At 67.6% G+C, this 16,555-nt stretch carries 15 protein-coding genes; 10 read left to right on the top strand and 5 right to left on the bottom strand.

Annotation, left to right across the window (positions count from 1 at the left end):
* The first annotated feature begins 97 nt into the window (after nt 1-97).
* The 7 genes from KME82_RS05385 (at nt 98) to dusB (ending at nt 8,971) form a co-directional block, all read left to right on the top strand.
* Entirely contained in the window at nt 98-1,396 is a 1,299-nt protein-coding gene (locus KME82_RS05385; protein ID WP_215497612.1) for a NupC/NupG family nucleoside CNT transporter, read from the top strand.
* Between the two features lie 4 nt (nt 1,397-1,400).
* Nucleotides 1,401-2,381 carry a ribokinase gene (locus KME82_RS05380; RefSeq protein ID WP_215497611.1) on the top strand — a complete coding sequence of 327 codons (981 nt, stop codon included), beginning with the start codon at nt 1,401-1,403 and terminating at the stop codon, nt 2,379-2,381.
* 259 nt (nt 2,382-2,640) lie between these two features.
* Nucleotides 2,641-4,767 carry a TonB-dependent receptor gene (locus KME82_RS05375; RefSeq protein WP_215497610.1) on the top strand — a complete coding sequence of 709 codons (2,127 nt, stop codon included), beginning with the start codon at nt 2,641-2,643 and terminating at the stop codon, nt 4,765-4,767.
* A 39-nt stretch (nt 4,768-4,806) separates the two neighbouring features.
* Nucleotides 4,807-5,925, top strand: coding sequence for a PepSY-associated TM helix domain-containing protein (locus tag KME82_RS05370; protein ID WP_215497609.1), 1,119 nt, complete (start codon nt 4,807-4,809; stop codon nt 5,923-5,925).
* A 275-nt stretch (nt 5,926-6,200) separates the two neighbouring features.
* Nucleotides 6,201-7,283: an alpha/beta hydrolase gene (locus KME82_RS05365; RefSeq protein WP_252255632.1), complete on the top strand. Its 1,083-nt coding sequence runs from the start codon at nt 6,201-6,203 to the stop codon at nt 7,281-7,283.
* Nucleotides 7,284-7,408: 125 nt separating this feature from the next.
* Entirely contained in the window at nt 7,409-7,747 is a 339-nt protein-coding gene (locus KME82_RS05360) for a YegP family protein (protein WP_036106938.1), read from the top strand.
* Between the two features lie 225 nt (nt 7,748-7,972).
* Complete coding sequence (gene dusB, locus KME82_RS05355; protein WP_215497608.1) at nt 7,973-8,971, top strand: tRNA dihydrouridine synthase DusB; 999 nt, start codon at nt 7,973-7,975, stop codon at nt 8,969-8,971.
* Between the two features lie 81 nt (nt 8,972-9,052).
* Here dusB and KME82_RS05350 read toward each other — a convergent pair whose 3' ends face one another.
* Entirely contained in the window at nt 9,053-9,205 is a 153-nt protein-coding gene (locus KME82_RS05350; protein WP_215497607.1) for a hypothetical protein, read from the bottom strand.
* 95 nt (nt 9,206-9,300) lie between these two features.
* Here KME82_RS05350 and KME82_RS05345 point away from each other — a divergent pair, with 95 nt between their 5' ends.
* Entirely contained in the window at nt 9,301-9,441 is a 141-nt protein-coding gene (locus tag KME82_RS05345; protein ID WP_215497606.1) for a hypothetical protein, read from the top strand.
* Between the two features lie 76 nt (nt 9,442-9,517).
* Here KME82_RS05345 and KME82_RS05340 read toward each other — a convergent pair whose 3' ends face one another.
* Nucleotides 9,518-9,796, bottom strand: coding sequence for a hypothetical protein (locus tag KME82_RS05340; protein WP_215497605.1), 279 nt, complete (start codon nt 9,794-9,796; stop codon nt 9,518-9,520).
* A gap of 391 nt (nt 9,797-10,187) precedes the next feature.
* On the bottom strand, nt 10,188-11,279 hold the full coding sequence (locus KME82_RS05335; RefSeq protein WP_215497604.1) for a metal-dependent hydrolase: 1,092 nt from the start codon (nt 11,277-11,279) through the stop codon (nt 10,188-10,190).
* A 211-nt stretch (nt 11,280-11,490) separates the two neighbouring features.
* Here KME82_RS05335 and KME82_RS05330 point away from each other — a divergent pair, with 211 nt between their 5' ends.
* Nucleotides 11,491-12,192, top strand: a complete 702-nt coding sequence (locus KME82_RS05330; protein WP_215497603.1) for an aspartate/glutamate racemase family protein — start codon at nt 11,491-11,493, stop codon at nt 12,190-12,192.
* Nucleotides 12,193-12,381: 189 nt separating this feature from the next.
* Here KME82_RS05330 and KME82_RS05325 read toward each other — a convergent pair whose 3' ends face one another.
* Together KME82_RS05325 and KME82_RS05320 are read right to left on the bottom strand one after the other, a co-directional pair.
* Nucleotides 12,382-13,212, bottom strand: a complete 831-nt coding sequence (locus KME82_RS05325) for a UDP-2,3-diacylglucosamine diphosphatase (RefSeq protein ID WP_215497602.1) — start codon at nt 13,210-13,212, stop codon at nt 12,382-12,384.
* A 25-nt stretch (nt 13,213-13,237) separates the two neighbouring features.
* Entirely contained in the window at nt 13,238-14,992 is a 1,755-nt protein-coding gene (locus KME82_RS05320) for a lysophospholipid acyltransferase family protein (RefSeq protein ID WP_215497601.1), read from the bottom strand.
* A gap of 332 nt (nt 14,993-15,324) precedes the next feature.
* On the opposite strand from KME82_RS05320, the gene metK reads away from it, so the two are divergent.
* Complete coding sequence (gene metK, locus KME82_RS05315; protein ID WP_215497600.1) at nt 15,325-16,548, top strand: methionine adenosyltransferase; 1,224 nt, start codon at nt 15,325-15,327, stop codon at nt 16,546-16,548.
* The last annotated feature ends 7 nt before the right edge of the window (nt 16,549-16,555 follow it).

Raw genomic sequence — 16,555 nt, 5'->3', positions numbered from 1 at the left:
TGCGCCGCGGCTTGCCGCTGAGGCGGCCAGCCTCTAGTCTGCGCCGACTAATTAGACGTCAAAAAGCCGCCGGTGCCCCGGCGCCGGGGAGAGTGGAGTGGATTCGATTTCGCGCGTGGCCTTCGGCCTGTTCGGTTTGGCGGTGCTCGTAGGCATTGCGTGGGTGTTCTCGATCAAGCGTCGCGCGGTCGACTGGAAACTGGTCGGGATCGGCATCTCGCTGCAGATCGCCTTCGCCGCGGTGGTGCTGCTGGTGCCCGGCGGCAAGGACGTGTTCGATTCGATCGGCAAGGGCTTCGTCCACGTGCTCGAATTCGTCGGCGCCGGCTCGAAGTTCATCTTCGGCGACCTGATGGACGTCAGCAAATTCGGCTTCATCTTCGCCTTCCAGGTGCTGCCGACGATCATCTTCTTCTCGGCCCTGATGGGCGTGCTCTATCACCTGGGCGTGATGCAGGCGATCGTGCGGGCGATGGCCTGGGCGATCACCAAGGTCATGCGCGTGTCCGGCGCGGAAACCACCAGCGTGTGCGCCAGCGTGTTCATCGGCCAGACCGAGGCGCCGCTGACCGTGCGCCCGTACATCAGCAAGATGACCGAGTCCGAGCTGATCACGATGATGATCGGCGGCATGGCCCACATCGCCGGCGGCGTGCTCGCGGCCTATGTCGGCATGCTCGGCGCCGGCGACCCGGTCCAGCAGGCGTTCTACGCCAAGCATCTGCTGGCCGCCTCGATCATGGCCGCGCCGGCGACCCTGGTGATCGCCAAGATCCTCGTACCCGAAACCGGCGAGCCGCTGACCCGCGGCACGGTCAAGATGGAAATCGAGAAGACCACCGCCAACATCATCGACGCGGCCGCGGCCGGCGCCGGCGACGGCCTGCGCCTGGCGCTGAACATCGGCGCGATGCTGCTGGCCTTCATCGCCCTGATCGCGCTGGTCAACGCGCCGCTGACCTGGCTGGGCGAGCAGACCGGCCTGGCCGCCGCGCTCGGCCGTCCGACCGACCTGTCGACCCTGCTCGGCTTCGTGCTGGCGCCGATCGCCTGGGTGATCGGCACGCCGTGGAGCGATGCGACCGTGGTCGGCGGTCTGATCGGCGAGAAGGTCGTGCTCAACGAATTCGTCGCGTATACGCACTTGGCCGACATCGTCAACGGCAAGGTCGCCGGCATGTCGCTCAGCGACGAAGGCCGCCTGATCGCGACTTACGCGCTGTGCGGCTTCGCCAACTTCAGCTCGATCGCGATCCAGATCGGCGGCATCGGCGGGCTGGCCCCGGAACGTCGCCAGGACCTGGCCCGGTTCGGCCTGCGCGCGGTGCTCGGCGGTTCGATCGCCACCTTCATGACCGCGACCATCGCGGGCGTGCTGACCCACTTCGCCGCTTAAGTTCATGACCGACCTGCCTAACGGCCACGTCGTCGTGGTCGGCTCGTTCAATGTCGATCACGTGTGGGCGCTGCCGGTGTTGCCGCGCCCCGGCGAAACTCTCGCCGGCACCTACCACACCGGCCCCGGCGGCAAGGGTTTCAACCAGGCCACCGCGGCGGCGCGCGCTGGCGCGCAGACCGCGTTCGTGTGCGCGCTGGGCGACGACGCCGGTGGTCAGCAAGCGCGTGCGCTCGCAAGCGCCGACGGCATCGACCTGCGCGAGCTGCGAAGCGATGCGCCGACCGGCACCGCCGGCATCTACGTCGACGCCGACGGCCGCAACAGCATCGTGATCGGCCCGGGCGCGAACGCGCAGCTGTCGCCGCAGTTCATCGACGAACACCGCGCGGCGATCAGTGCCGCGAACGTGGTGCTCACCCAATTGGAAACGCCGGTCGAATCGGCCGCCGCCGCGTTCGCGCTGGCGCGCGTAGCCGGCACACTGACCCTGCTCAACCCGGCCCCGGCCGATGCGGTCGTCAGCACGCAGCTGTGGGCGCTGAGCGATGCGATCACGCCGAACGAAACCGAGTTCTGCGCGCAACTGCGCCGGCGCACCGGCAGCGAACTCGATCCCGACACTCTCGCTGCGTTGGACGATGCGCAATTGCACGCGCACTGCCGCGCGCTGTTGCCGCACGGCAGCGTGATCGTGACCCTCGGCAAGTCCGGCTGCTTCGTCTCGCACGCCGACGGCGCGCTGCGCGGCGACGCCCAGGCCTGTTACCGGGTCGCGGCCGCGGCGGTGCAGGCCGTCGACACCACCGGCGCGGGCGATGCCTTCAACGGCGCCCTGGCCGCGTCGCTGGCGCGCGCGGGCGACCAGCCCTTCGGCGAACACGTCGCCTATGCCAACCGCTACGCCGGCCTGTCAACCGAGCGCGCGGGCGCGGCCGCGGCGATGCCCAACGACGCCGACTTGCGGGCGCGCTTCCCCGCCTAAGCCCCTCTCCCGCTTACGGGAGAGGGGTTGGGGTGAGGGTACCGAGGGCAGTCGAAGCACCCTCATCCGGTCCTTCGGACCACCTTCTCCCGCACGCGGGAGAAGGATTCGAGCGGCTCGTCCTCGTTTCCGCCCCGCGTCGCCTGCCCCGGGCCCTGCCCGGCTCCCAAGACGACCGCCACCCATCCGCCGGCCTTTAAATTGAGAATGGTTCGCATTAGCATGCCAACCCTGTCGCAGTTTCCAGGTCCCCGCCCCCATGCCCCGCTCCACGCTCCTCGCCAGCGCCTTGCTGGCCGCGCTTGCCGTGCCCGTCGCCCAGGCCGCCGAAGCCGACGCCAAAGACATCGACCGCGTCACCGTCTCGGCCAGCACCAGCCGCACGCCCAATTCCGAGGCCGCGCTGGCCAACACGATCACGGTGATCGACCGCGAGCAGCTCAACCAGCAGTTGGCGGTGACCCAGGACATCTCGCAGGTGCTGGCCAACCTGATCCCCTCGTTCTCGCCCTCGCGGCAGAAGCTGACCAACGGCGGCGAGACCCTTCGCGGGCGCAAGCCGCTGTACCTGGTCGACGGCGTGCCGCAGTCCACCCCGCTGCGCGAAGGCGGCCGCGACGGCCACACCGTCGATCCGGCGATGATCGAACGCATCGAGGTCATCCACGGCGCCAACGCGCTGCAAGGCCTGGGTGCGTCGGGCGGCATCATCAACATCATCACCAAGCGCGCGCCGCGCCAGGACGGCGAGACCTTCCAGGACTTCAGCATCGGCGCCAGCACCGCGCTGCCGAGCCAGAGCGACGGCACCGGCTATCGCGCGTCCTACCTGTTCGGCACCCGCCGCGGCGCGTTCGACTTCGTCGGCGGCGTGTCCTACGCCAGCGAGGGCCTGTACTTTGACGGCAACGGCGATGCGATCGCGGTCAACGACATCCAGGGCGACCTGATGGACGCGCGCACGCATAACTTCTTCGCCAAGGCCGGCTGGAACATCGACGATCGCCGCCGCCTGCAACTCACCGCGAACCGCTACGAACTGCAGGGCAACAACGACTACATCACCGTCAACGGCGACATCCGCACCGGCAAGCTGGCGACCTCCGCGCGCGGCAGCCGCGAAGGCGAAGGCGCGCGCAACCGCTCGACCTCGCTGGTGCTGGACTACACCGACAAGCAACTGGCCGGCGGTTTCTTCAACGCGCAGTTGTTCTGGGTCGACTTCAAGGGTCTGTACGGCGCCACCGACTGGGAAGATTTCTGGCGCGACGGCCGCGACCTGCACTGGTGGGATCAGTCGCAAAACGTGTCGCAGAAGACCGGCGGCAAGTTCAGCTGGTCGCGCGACAACCTGTTCGACCAGCGCCTGCGCGTGACCGGCGGCCTGGACTGGAACCGCGACAAGACCTACCAGGAACTGGTGGTCTCGCAGCTCAAGTGGGTGCCGCAAACCCAGTACGAATCGTGGTCGCCGTTCGTGCAGGCCGAGTGGTGGGTCGCCGACAAGGTGATGCTGACCGCGGGCGTGCGCCATGAGCGCGGCACGCTGAAAGTCGGCGATTTCACCACCATTCCGGCCAATGCCGGCGGCAGCCGCTTCGTCGAGGGTGGCTCGCCCAAGACCCGCGAAACCCTGCCCAATTACGGCATCGTGTTCGAAGCGACCGACGCGCTGAAGTTCTACGCCTCGTACTCGGAGGGCTACACCGTCGCCGACATCGGCCGGGTGCTGCGCGGCATCACCACGCCGAACCAGCGTGTCGATCAACTCGTCGACCTGTCGCCGGTGGTGTCGGATAACCGCGAGATCGGCGTGGACTTCGACAACGGCCGCTGGCTCGCGCACCTGGCCGCGTACTGGTCCGATTCCGACCTGGGTTCGCGCCTGGCGTTCGATCGCAACACCCAGAGTTATTTCGTCGTGCGCGAGCGCACCGAAATTCGCGGCATCGAGAGCAACGTCGCGTTCCAGTTCTCCGATGCAGGCCGGGTCGGCGTGGGTTACGCGCAGGCCAACGGGCGCTACGACAGCGACGGCGACGATCGCGTCGACAGCGACCTACCGGGCATCAACATCAGCCCCGACCGCATCACCGCGTTCTGGGACCAGACCTGGAACGACACCGTGTCGACCCGCCTGCAGGGCAGCCGCGCGCTCGATCGCGATTTCGATCTGCGCGGCGTGCGCGTGGCCAGCACCGACGGCTACACCACCGTCGACCTGCAAGCGCGCTTCACGCTGCCGCTGGGGCAGTTGAACCTGGGCGTGGAGAATCTGTTCGACGAGCAGTACATCACCTACTACTCGCAGAGCACGCCGCGCAACGACACCTACGTGTCCGGACGCGGCCGGGTGTTCAGCGCGAGCTGGTCGCATCGTTTTTAACCCGACCGCATCCAAACCAACCGCCGCCCACGCCCAGCCATGAGCAACCGCCAGGCCCCCGCGAATTCACCGCCCCGCACGCGATCACGATCGCGTGCGGTCCTGCAGTGGCTGCACCTGTGGCTGGGCCTGAGCCTAGGCACCGCGTTCGCGCTGGTGGCCTTGTCGGGCACGGTGCTCGCGTTCCAGCGCGAACTCGCGCTGTGGGCGTATCCGCAACTGCAACGCGACGCCGCGATCACTCCGCAGCAACGCAGCCAGGCGCTGCAACGCATCGTCGGACAGTGGCAGACGCAGGGCATGAGTTCGCTGGACCTGCCAACGCCGCAGCTGCCGGTGTGGCAGGGCTATTTTCCCGACAACGAGCGGCGTTACTTCGACCCGGCCAGCGGCGAACTGCTGCTGACCCGCAACACCGGCAACGACGCGGTGTTGTGGCTGCGCGATCTGCACACCCACCTGTTGTCGGGCAAGACCGGCGAACAGGTGCTCGGCGTGGTCGGCCTCGTCGCGGTGTTCATGCTGCTCAGCGGTTTGTACCTGTGGTGGCCGCGCTGGTCGGCGCTGGCGGCGAGCCTGAAGTGGTACCGCGGGCCGCCGACGCGACGCTGGCTCAGCAGGCATCGCGGCCTGGGCCTGTGGCTGCTGCCGCTGACCTTGCTCGCGGCGTTGACCGGCACCTCGATGGTCTACGACGAGGTCGCGCGCAACGCACTGCGCGCGAGCTTCGGCGACGGCAAGCCGGCCAAGCCGCCGAAACTCGCCGCCAGCGATCAGCCGACCGACTGGGACGCGGTGCTGCGCGCGGCCGACAGCGCGGTCGCGCCGGGCGGCGCCTTGGCCGGCGCGCAGCTGCGCCGCATCGGCCTGCCCAAGTCCGGCAGCGGCCTGGTCTCGATCCGCGCGCGCATGCCGGCCGAATGGCATCCGGTCGGGCGCAGCCAGGTCTGGATCGATCCGTACCGCGGCGTGGCGATCGGCGCCCAGGACGCGACCGCGCAAGGCCGCGGCTCGCGCAGCTTCGATGCGATCTATCCGCTGCACGGCGGCTTCGTCGGCGGACGCGCGTGGCAGATCGCGATCGCGTTGACCGGCCTGGTGCCGGCGTTCCTGCTGATCACCGGCTTCCTGTTCTGGCGGCGACGACGCGGACGTTGATCGACGCCACCGTCTGCGTCGATCCCAATACCGATGCCGCGAAGTCTTTTGTGGGAGGGGCTTCAGCCCCGATGCTTTCCTCTCAGATGAGAAAAGCGCCACGGACAATGCCGCCATCCGAACCGAAGGCACAGGGACCGAGCCGCCAGCGCTCTTCCTACGCAACACCAGCAGCCGCTGCAAGATTTGATTGAGGCAAGCAAAAGAAATCGTCGCTACTCGCGCTTCGGCGCGGACACCAGAATCGAAATCTCCGCCAAACGGGGCTTTCCAGCATGGACTCTATCGCACCGCAAGTCCGACGCGCACCATCGTCACTGGGCCGAACCTGCCTGCTGCTCGCGTGCATCCTGGGGTGGTCGAACGCAATTGCCGCAATCGCCGTGGCGCGAGCGCCCGAGGCCGAACCCATCCCGGCACCACCATCGGCGAAACCCGCGCAGACACCCAACACCTGGGTCAAGGGCATCTGGCAGCCGCCGCGCGGCTTGAAGCAAACCGCGATCTGGCCTGACGGTGCGCCGGACATGCAGGGCGTCGTTCAAGGCCCGGAACGAATTGAAATCGCGCAAACACCCGACGCGCTGGAAGGACGCACGTCCGAGGCGGCCTGGGACGTCGCCGCTCCGACGATGACCGTGTTCCCACCGCAAGGCGAGAACACCGGCGTGGCGATCGTTGTATTTCCCGGCGGCGGGTTCAAAGCGGTCGTGGTCACCAAGCAAGGCACCGAGATCTGCGGATGGATCGCCTCGAAAGGAATCACCTGCATCTTGTCGAAGTACCGCGTTCCCAAAAGCAACCATCATTGGGACAGCGAGTGCCAATGCGCTGTCACGCCCAAGATCCCCCGCGCGCTTCAGGACGCGCAAAGGACCATCAGGCTGGTTCGCGCCAGGGCGGGCGAACTGGGCGTCGATCCGAACAAGATCGGCGCCATGGGTTTCTCGGCGGGCGGCTATCTGGTCGTGCAGACGAGCAATATTTTCGAACCGGCCTACACGCCGGTGGATGCGATCGACACGATCAGCAGCCGCCCGGACTTCGCCATTGCGTTCTATCCCGGCCACCTGTGTCGCTCCGGCGCGAGCCTGGACCCCGGCATACGCGTCAGCCGGCGAACACCGCCCACGTTCCTGCTGCAGGCATGGGATGACCCGGTCGACGAAATCTGCAACAGCACGGTGTATGCGCGCGCGCTCGATGCGGCCGGCGTCCAGGCGGAAGTCCATCTGTTCGCCAAGGGCGGCCATGCCTTCGGCTTGAGGCGCATGGAACACCCGGTCGTCGCGGCGTGGCCTTCGCTGGTCGAGAACTGGCTCGGCGAAATCGGGGTTCTGCGGCCCAAAGGCCATTGAACGATACGCAAACCGTTCATTCCTGAAACATCCCCGTCCGACCGGTCCGGCTTCACAAGCACGTTCTATGGACGTGTAACCGGAAGTCACACGTCCGCCACGGGCGGCTCAACGAGGGAACGAACATGTCAGGCAAGTACGTCATCAGCAAGCAGAGCAACGGTCAGTACCACTTCGTGCTCAAGGCCGGCAACGGCGAAACCATTCTGAGCAGCGAGAGCTACACCACTCACGCCTCGGCCTTGAACGGCATCCACTCGGTGCAGACCAACAGCCCGATCGATGCGCGCTACGAGCGCAAGCTGGCGTCCAACAACAAGCCGTATTTCGTGCTGAAAGCCGCCAACCACCAGGTCATCGGCACCAGCGAGCTGTACAACAGCGACGCGGCGCGCGAGAACGGGATCACCTCGGTCAAGCAGAACGGCCCCACCACGACCATCGAAGACAACAGCGGCGGCTGAGCGATCACCCAAAGTCGGCCCGCAGGGGCCGGCCTGGGCCGTGGCCGCGCGGAATCGCGCGGCCACGATCGTTTGCATGGGTCCAAGCCGTGCCGGACGGCTGTCAGCCGATCTGATGGCGCTGTCTCGAACTCACCGCCTCGAACCCGCACCCGCGGACCCGGTCGCCGATCCGGCCCGCGCCCCGCTCCGGGCGCCCGGCGTCGCGTGGCTTACACTAGCGCCATGCGCATCGGCCCCCACTCCATCGCCCCGCGCGTGATCCTCGCGCCCATGGCCGGGGTCACCGACAAACCCTTCCGCGTGCTGGCCAAGCGCCTGGGCGCGGGCCTGTGCGTGTCGGAGATGACCACCAGCGACCCGCGCTTTTGGAACACCGCCAAGTCGCGCCATCGCATGGACCACGACGGCGAGCCCGACCCGATCAGCGTGCAGATCGCCGGCACCGTGCCGCAGATCATGGCCGAGGCCGCGCGCTACAACGTCGACCACGGCGCCCAGCTGATCGACATCAACATGGGCTGCCCGGCCAAGAAGGTCTGCAACGCCTGGGCCGGTTCGGCGCTGATGCGCGACGAAAGCCTGGTCGCGCGCATCGTCGAGGCGGTGGTCAAGGCGGTCGACGTGCCGGTCACGCTCAAGATCCGCACCGGCTGGGACCACGACCAGCGCAACGCGCCGAGCATCGCGCGCATCGCCCAGGACGCCGGTATCGCCTCGCTCGCGGTGCACGGCCGCACCCGCGACCAGCAATACACCGGCCAGGCCGAATACGACACCATCGCCGCGATCAAGGCCGAGCTGTCGATCCCGGTGATCGCCAACGGCGACATCGATTCGCCGCGCAAGGCCGCGCTCGTGCTCGCGCATACCGGTTGCGACGCGGTCATGGTCGGCCGCGCCGCGCAGGGGCGGCCGTGGATCTTCCGCGAGATCGCCCACTACCTGGAACACGGCGAGGAACTGCCGCCGCCGTCGCTGCGCGAAGTGCGCGACATCCTGCTCGGCCACCTCGAACACCTGCACGCGTTCTACGGCGAAGTCGCCGGCGTGCGCATCGCGCGCAAGCATCTGGGCTGGTACGCAAAGGATCGGCCGGAAAACATCGCATTTCGCGCAGTGGTCAACCGCGCCGATTCGGCGCAGTTGCAATTGCAGCTGACGCGCGATTATTTCGATGCCTTGATCGCCGGGGTGACACCGGAACTGTCGGCCGCGGCCTGATCCCCCGCGCATGGCCGGACGCTGCCCGCAAGGCAGGAACTATCGAGAAACGATGCCATGGACACTCGGACACAACCGCCATCATGGCTGGACGGCCTGGAACCGCGATTCCTCGCCAAAGGCGACGGCGGCGACTATCTGTTCTACATTCTCGGCGAATTCGAGCGCAACAAGATCATCGGTTTCCCGGCCTTGCTGTATGAGCTGTCCACCGGTTACGGATGCGGTGTCCACGAGTATCTGCATCTGGCGATGGAAACGACTTCGACGATCCCTCGCAGTTCCAGGGCGTCACCTTGTTTTTCAGCAATATCGAATCCGTCGTGCCCATGGACGATGCCATCGAGCTGTTCAAGCTGGCGGGAGCGGCGTACTGCGGGCATTTCCCCGACGATAGCGAACGCGTGTATCGCAATCTGGAGCGGATCGAACGGCGGTATCGCGCTCAGCCGAAGGACGATGCGGGCTGAGGAGCGCCGGGCCGGCGGACGCCTGCGAGCTTGCGGCGGTCGCCCGATCGGTCTCGCGCCGCAATAACGCCGCGCGCTATTTCTTACGCTTGCTCTTTTGCTGCGCGTAATCTTCCGGCGTCTGCCCGTGCTCGGGCACCAGCGGAAATTTCGGCACGGTGCAGCCGGGCGCTTCTTCGAGCAGCAACACGGCGACCACGTTGGGATTCAGGTCCTTGGCCGCGCCGCTGGCCGCGTCCACGCCCGCCCCGATCAGCCCGCCGATCAGCATGTTGCCGGCCAGGCCGGCCGCGCCCGCGCCGCCCACCTGGCTGCGCACCTGGGCCAGGGCCTGGCGGTAACCGGGTTTGCACAATTCGACCGCGACCGGGTACTTGCGCTTGAGCTTGAGCGTGCAGGGCGGTCGAGCAGCGTTCGCCGTTGGACAGCGACACGGTCGCGCCGCCGGGCAGGCTGTCGATGGTCAGCGACTGGGTGGAGCCGCGGGCGAAGGTGGCGCAGCCGGTGACGGCGAGCGCGAGCAGCACGCACATGGCCAGGCCGAGCCGCTGCGGAAGGTGATGCATGGTGTACCTCGGATGATCTGACAGGCCGCGCCGCGGCGGTTCGTCGCCGCGCAGGCAGGGCGTGGTGGCGGGCGACGCCGCCGAGAATTATGCAACGTCCGATCCGCCGATGACGCGTTCACGGCTTGGTACCGCGACGCACCCACTGCACCGCAGCGCGGATCGGTCGCGTCCGAACGCCTATTTCAGCGTATCGCTGTGTACCTGCGCGCGCATCGCCGTCGCCCGCTGCAGCGAATGCACGTCCGCATCGGCATCGGCAAGGATCGCCGGCTCGTTCCAGATCCGCGCCCACATCGCCGGCAGCGCCTGCTTCACGTCCGCCGACCACTGCAGTTGTTCGGGTTCGATCTCGCGCCAGTTCTCGCCGTCGCGTTCGGCCACGGCGAAGCGGAAGGTGTAATCGGGTTCGGCGCCCATGCGCAGGTCGCTCAGCAGCAGTCGCCCGTCTTGCTGTTCGGCCTTCATGAAGCCGTGGTTGAACCATTGCAGGCGATGCACCGCCGGGTAGCCGTTGACCTGGGTGAAGGCGGGAATGTCGGAACGGTAGTGACGAAACTGCATCGGCCCGCGATCGGCGGCCAGCGAGCGTTCGCCTTCGACGAAACCGTCCGGCGTCATCGCCACCACGCGCCACAGCAGGGTGTTGAACGGCGTGGGCACCGAGAAACGCGGCGCGTTTTCCAGGCCGAGCTTGGCCAGTGCCGGCGCGGCATCGCGTTCGACCCGATGCTTGGCCCACAGCGAACCGCCCAGGTACAGCGAACTCAGGCCCAGCCCGACCAGCAAGGCCGGCTGCGCCAGGCGGCGTTCGTGCCAGAACCAGGCGATCACGCAGGCGATCAGCAGCCAGATCGTGTACAGCGGATCGATGATGAACACGCTCGACCACATCATCGGCTTCATCGGCAGCGGCCACAGCAACTGGGTGCCGTAGACGGTGAACGCGTCGAGCAGCGGATGGGTCAGCAGCGCGGCCTGCATCGCCCAGAACCAACGCTTCGGCGATTCGGCCACGCGCCCGCCGCGCGCGCGGCACCAGCCCCAGATCGCCCAGGCCACGAACGGCAGCACCAGCAGCGAATGGCTCAGGCTGCGATGCCAGGTCATGCGCGCGACCGGATCGTCGGTGAACAGGTTGACCGGGATCACGTCGAGGTCGGGCAAGGTGCCCAGCGCCGCGCCCGCAAGCAGGGCCGCGCGGCGGTGTTTGGCAGGGGCGATGGCGGCGCTCAGTGCGGCGCCGAGCACGATCTGGGTCAGTGAATCCATCCGCGAATGCTACCGATACGGCAAAAGGCGGGCGTTTGTTTTTCGTTTTCCCGCGGCGATTGTTGGCGCGGGCTCCGTGTAGGAGCGGCGTGAGCCGCGACCGCGACCTCACACCAACGACGCAAGCCTGATGCCGCGGTCGCGGCTTGCGCCGCTCCTACAGCGGCTTCGGCAATATAGCGATGTCCATTGCGTCCGCTCAGGAGTTCCCATGCCCAAACCAGCGTCCATCGGCATCGTCGCCTGTTCGGCCGAAGGCGCCGCGCTGTGCTATCGGACGATCTGCAGCGAAGGCGCGGCCCTGCTCGGCCCGCATGCGCATCCGCAGATCGCGCTGCATACCCATTCGCTGGCCGACTATGTGGCCTGCCTGGATCGCGGCGATATCGACGGTGTCGGCGAGTTGATGCTGTCTTCGGCGCACAAGCTCGCCAGCGCCGGCGCGCAGTTCCTGATCTGTCCCGACAACACCATCCATCAGGCGATGGACTACGTGCTGCCGCGCTCGCCGCTGCCGTGGCTGCACATCGCCGACGTGGTCGCGCGCAGCGCGGTCGAACGCGGCTTCCGCCGGATCGGCCTGACCGGCACGCAGTGGCTGGTCGAGAGCGAGGTCTATCCCGACAAGCTCGGCGCGCTGGGGCTGGAGTTCGTGCGGCCCGACGCGCAGCAGCGCGCGGCGATCGGCCGGCTGATCATGGACGAGCTGGTGTACGGGGTGTTCAAGCCGTCGACGGTGGCGTATTTCCAGCAGGTCATCGAAGGGCTCAAGGCGCGCGGCTGCGATGCGGTGGTGCTGGGGTGTACCGAGATTCCGCTGATCATCGGCGATGAGAATTCGGCGTTGCCTACGTTGGATTCGACGCGGTTGTTGGCGAAGGCGGCGTTGCGACGGGCGATTGCTGAAGGGTGATCGCGGCGAACGCGCGGCGGCCCTCACCCCAGCCCTCTCCCGCAAGCGGGAGAGGGAGCCAGAAGCCGTGGTGTTCCGTGCTTGGGTAAGGCGGAGAAGGCCGAGAAGGTGCGAGAGGCATCGCCGCTGCCTTCTCCCGCTTGCGGGAGAAGGTGCCCGACAGGGCGGATGAGGGCCGCCCGCCCCGTATCAAGCCGCGTGCGGCAACGCTTCCTGCGCCGCCAACCGAGGCGCGCGCGCCGGCAACACGGCCAAGGTCTCGCCGGTATGCGCCAGCAGCCGCAGCGTGCCGTCGGGATCTTCAGCCAGCGCGGTCAGGCTTTCCACCCAGTCGCCGTCGTTGGCATAGATGCAGCCGTCGCGTTCGAACAAGGCCGCGCGGTGGATATGGCCGCAGACGATGCCGTCCAGCCCGCGCTGGCGCGCGTCGTTCAAGCCGGCCTGGACGAAACGCGAGATGTAGCGCTCGGCCGCGCCGCTGCGGCGCTTGAGGAAATCCGCCAGCGACCAGTAGCGCAGGCCGAAGCGGCGCCGCACCCGGTTGGTGAGCTGGTTGCCGGTGAGGATGCGTTCGTACAGCCAGTCGCCGAATTTCTCCTGCATGCCGCCGAACTGGGTCACCGTGTCGTAGTCGTCGCCGTGGGTGACCAACAAGCGGCGGCCGTCGGCGGTCAGGTGGATCGCGCGCCGGCGCACCTGCATGCGTGGCAGCGCCAGACCGCAGAAGCGGCGTACCGAACGATCGTGATTGCCGGGCACGTAGATCAACTCGGTACCGGCGCGGGCCAGCGCGTGCAGCGCCTCGACCACCCGGTACTGCGCCGCGCCCCAGCTCGCGCGCCGCTGCGACATCCACCACAGGTCGACGATGTCGCCGACCAGGTACAAGCGATCACAGCGCAGATGGCCCAGGAAATCGGCCAGTTCCGCCGCATGGCAGTGCTTGGCCCCCAGATGCACATCGGACACGAATACCGCGCGGCGGCGTATCGGCAAGGGCGTGATCGATGCTGGGCTCATGACACGTTCTCGCTGGGCGACGGGGTCAGGTGTCGGGGGCGGCGTCCGCTTGCGCGTGGCTCGTCGCGCCCGCTTCGGCGCGCGACGGCGATGCGCCGAGGTAGCGCTCGCGCTTCTTCGGGCGCAGGCGCTGCAGGTCGACTTCGATCAGGCCATCGACCGAATCGCTGAACGCCGGGTCGACGCCGAACGCGAGGAAGCGCGCGCCGCCGGGTTCGCACAGGTCGGTGTACTGCTTGTAGAGCATCGGCACGCTGGTGCCGAGCGCGTCGAGGTTGTTCTTGAGCACGCGGAAGGCAGTGGCGGCATCGAGTTCGTCGAACTGCGGCGGCGCCTGGCGATACACGAACGGCTGCTTGGAGAACGCTTCGGATTCCAGCTGGCCGTAGTAGCGCGCGTAATAGGCCACGATCTGCTCGCGCGCGTCCGGCGGCAGCGCGGCGCTGATCGACACCGGCCCGAACAGGTAACGCACGCTCGGATGCCGCATCAGATAGGCGCCGATGCCCTGCCACAGGTAATCGATGCTGCGGCTGTTCCAGTATTCGGGCGCGACGAAGCTGCGGCCCAGTTCCATGCCCTGGGCCAGGCGCGGCACCGCATCGTCGGCGTAGCGGAACAAGGACGCGGTGTACAAACCGGCCAGGCCGCGTTCGGCCAGCACCCGGCTGCCGCGCGCGATGCGGTAGGCGCCGGCGATCTTCGCCTCGGCCTCGTCCCACAGCACGATGTGTTCGTACCAGCTGTCGTAGATGTCCACGTCCAGGCGCTGGCCGGTGCCCTCGCCGACGGCGCGGAAGGTCAGCTCGCGCAGGCGGCCGATTTCGCGCAGCAGCGGCGAACCCGCACGCAGGGTGCCGACCCGGATCTGCTTGCCGTCGAGGGTCTGGCCCAGCGATTCCAGCGCGTCCACGCCCGCGCGCACCTGGACCGGATCGACCGGCTCGATCAGCGGCTCGGGCCCGACCGGCGCGGCGCGTTCGCGCGGGGTGCCGATCGCGTGCAGTTCGCGCCGCACCTCGCGCAGCAACTGGTTCGGGTTGCCGTCGGCGGGCAGATGCAGCGGGCGGCCGATGCGCAGGGCGATGCGGCGGGCGCGGCGGGCGAACATCTCGCGCGCCAGCAAGGCCGTGCCGGCCGGCTTGAACAGCGCCGAGGCGCCGTAGAACAGCGCCGAATTGCGCGCCTCGATCCGCACCGGCAGCACCGGCGCGTTGGTGCGCCGGGCGAAGCGCAGGAAGCCGCGCTGCCAGCGCCCGTCGGTGACTCCGCGCAGGCCCAGGCGGGCGACTTCACCGGCCGGGAACACGATCACGCACTGCTCCTCGTTCAACGCCGCCTCGATCGCGTGCAGGCTCTCCGCGCTCGGCCGGCCGCCGAGGATGCGGATCGGCAGCAGCAGCCCGGTCAGCCCGTCCAGGGCCAGCAGCAGGTCGTTGGCGATGATCTTGACGTCGCGCCGCACCCGCCCGACCGCGTCGAGCAGGGCCAGCGCGTCGACCGCGCCGGAGGGATGGTTGGCCACGATCAGCAGCCGGCCGCTGCGCGGAATGCGCTGCAGCTCGGCCGAATCGAGCAGATAGCGCGCCTGGACGAAATCCAGCGACGCGCTGACGAAATCGAAATCGCGCAGGTGGCTGGTTTCGGCCAGGAACTGGTCGATGTGGTCGAATTTCGACCAACGCCCGATGGTCCGGATCAACGGCCGGGCCAGCGCGGCGCGGCGGCCACGGAACCATTGCGGAAAACGTTCTTCCAGTCGGCGTTCGAATTGCAGCATCGGGATCGTCGCATCTGAGGGGCGGCGGTATGCCGCGCAGCCTGGGCCGGCGCGGCGACAGCCACATGGCGGTTTCGGGTCAGTCGCATGACAGCGCCGACCCGGCCTGTTTTGCGCACCTGAACGACATGAAATCCGCGCCGTCCTGGCATGCCGCAATAGGGTCCCACGCTCGCCCCGGCCCCGCGCCCGCCCAAAGGCCGGGCGGACAACAGGCGTTCAGGGGCCGCTTAACGCCCGGACAACCCCCGGGCACGGCACAATGCGCGCTCCCGGCCGAGGCTGTATCCTATGCGGCCATCTTTTTATCCGAATCGAAGGATATCCGCCCGATGTCGAGCTACCTGTTCACTTCCGAGTCCGTGTCCGAAGGCCATCCGGACAAGATCGCCGACCAGATTTCCGATGCGGTGCTCGATGCCATCCTCGCTCAGGACAAGCGCGCGCGCGTGGCCTGCGAAACCCTGGTCAAGACCGGCGCGGCCATCGTCGCCGGCGAAGTGACCACCAGCGCCTGGGTCGACATCGAAGGCCTGGCGCGCAAGGTCATCAACGACATCGGCTACAACAATTCGAATGTCGGTTTCGACGGCCACACCTGCGCGATCATCAACATGCTCGGCAAGCAGTCGCCCGACATCGCCGCCGGCGTCGACCGCAAGAAGCCCGAAGAACAAGGCGCGGGCGACCAGGGCCTGATGTTCGGCTACGCCTGCAACGAAGCCCCGGAATACATGCCGGCGCCGATCTACTACTCGCACCGTCTGGTCGAGCAGCAGGCCAAGATCCGCAAGCAGAAGAATTCCAAGCTGCCGTGGCTGCGTCCGGACGCCAAGTCGCAGGTCACCCTGCGCTACGACAACGAGCACAAGGTGCTCGGCCTGGACGCGGTAGTGCTGTCGACCCAGCACGACCCGGGCATCAAGCAGAAAGACCTGATCGAAGGCGTGTACGAGCACATCCTCAAGCCGGTGCTGCCGAAGGCGTGGCTGGAAAAGCTGCCGAAGAACAAGGTCCACATCAACCCGACCGGCATCTTCGTGATCGGCGGCCCGGTCGGCGACTGCGGCCTGACCGGCCGCAAGATCATCGTCGACAGCTACGGCGGCATGGCCCGTCACGGCGGCGGCGCGTTCTCCGGCAAGGACCCGTCCAAGGTCGACCGTTCGGCCGCCTACGCCGCGCGCTACGTGGCCAAGAACATCGTCGCCGCCGGCCTGGCCGACCGCTGCGAAGTGCAGGTCTCTTACGCGATCGGCGTGGCCGAGCCGACCTCGATCTCGGTCACCACCTTCGGCACCGGCAAGATCAGCGACGACAAGATCGAGAAGCTGATCCGCAAGCACTTCGACCTGCGCCCGTACGGCATCGTCAAGATGCTCGACCTGATCCACCCGGTGTACCAGCTGACCGCCGCCTACGGCCACTTCGGCCGCAAGCCGAAGGAAGTGACCTACGTCGACGGCGCCGGCAAGAAGCAGACCGCGACCGCGTTCTCGTGGGAAAAGACTGACAAGGCCGACGAACTGCGCAAGGACGCCGGGCTGAAGAAGTAAGCCGCCC

Source organism: Lysobacter capsici, from assembly GCF_018732085.1.
Lineage (GTDB): Bacteria > Pseudomonadota > Gammaproteobacteria > Xanthomonadales > Xanthomonadaceae > Lysobacter > Lysobacter capsici_A.
The sequence above is the reverse complement of the archived record's forward strand: the minus strand, read 5'-3'. Positions and strand labels throughout refer to the sequence as shown.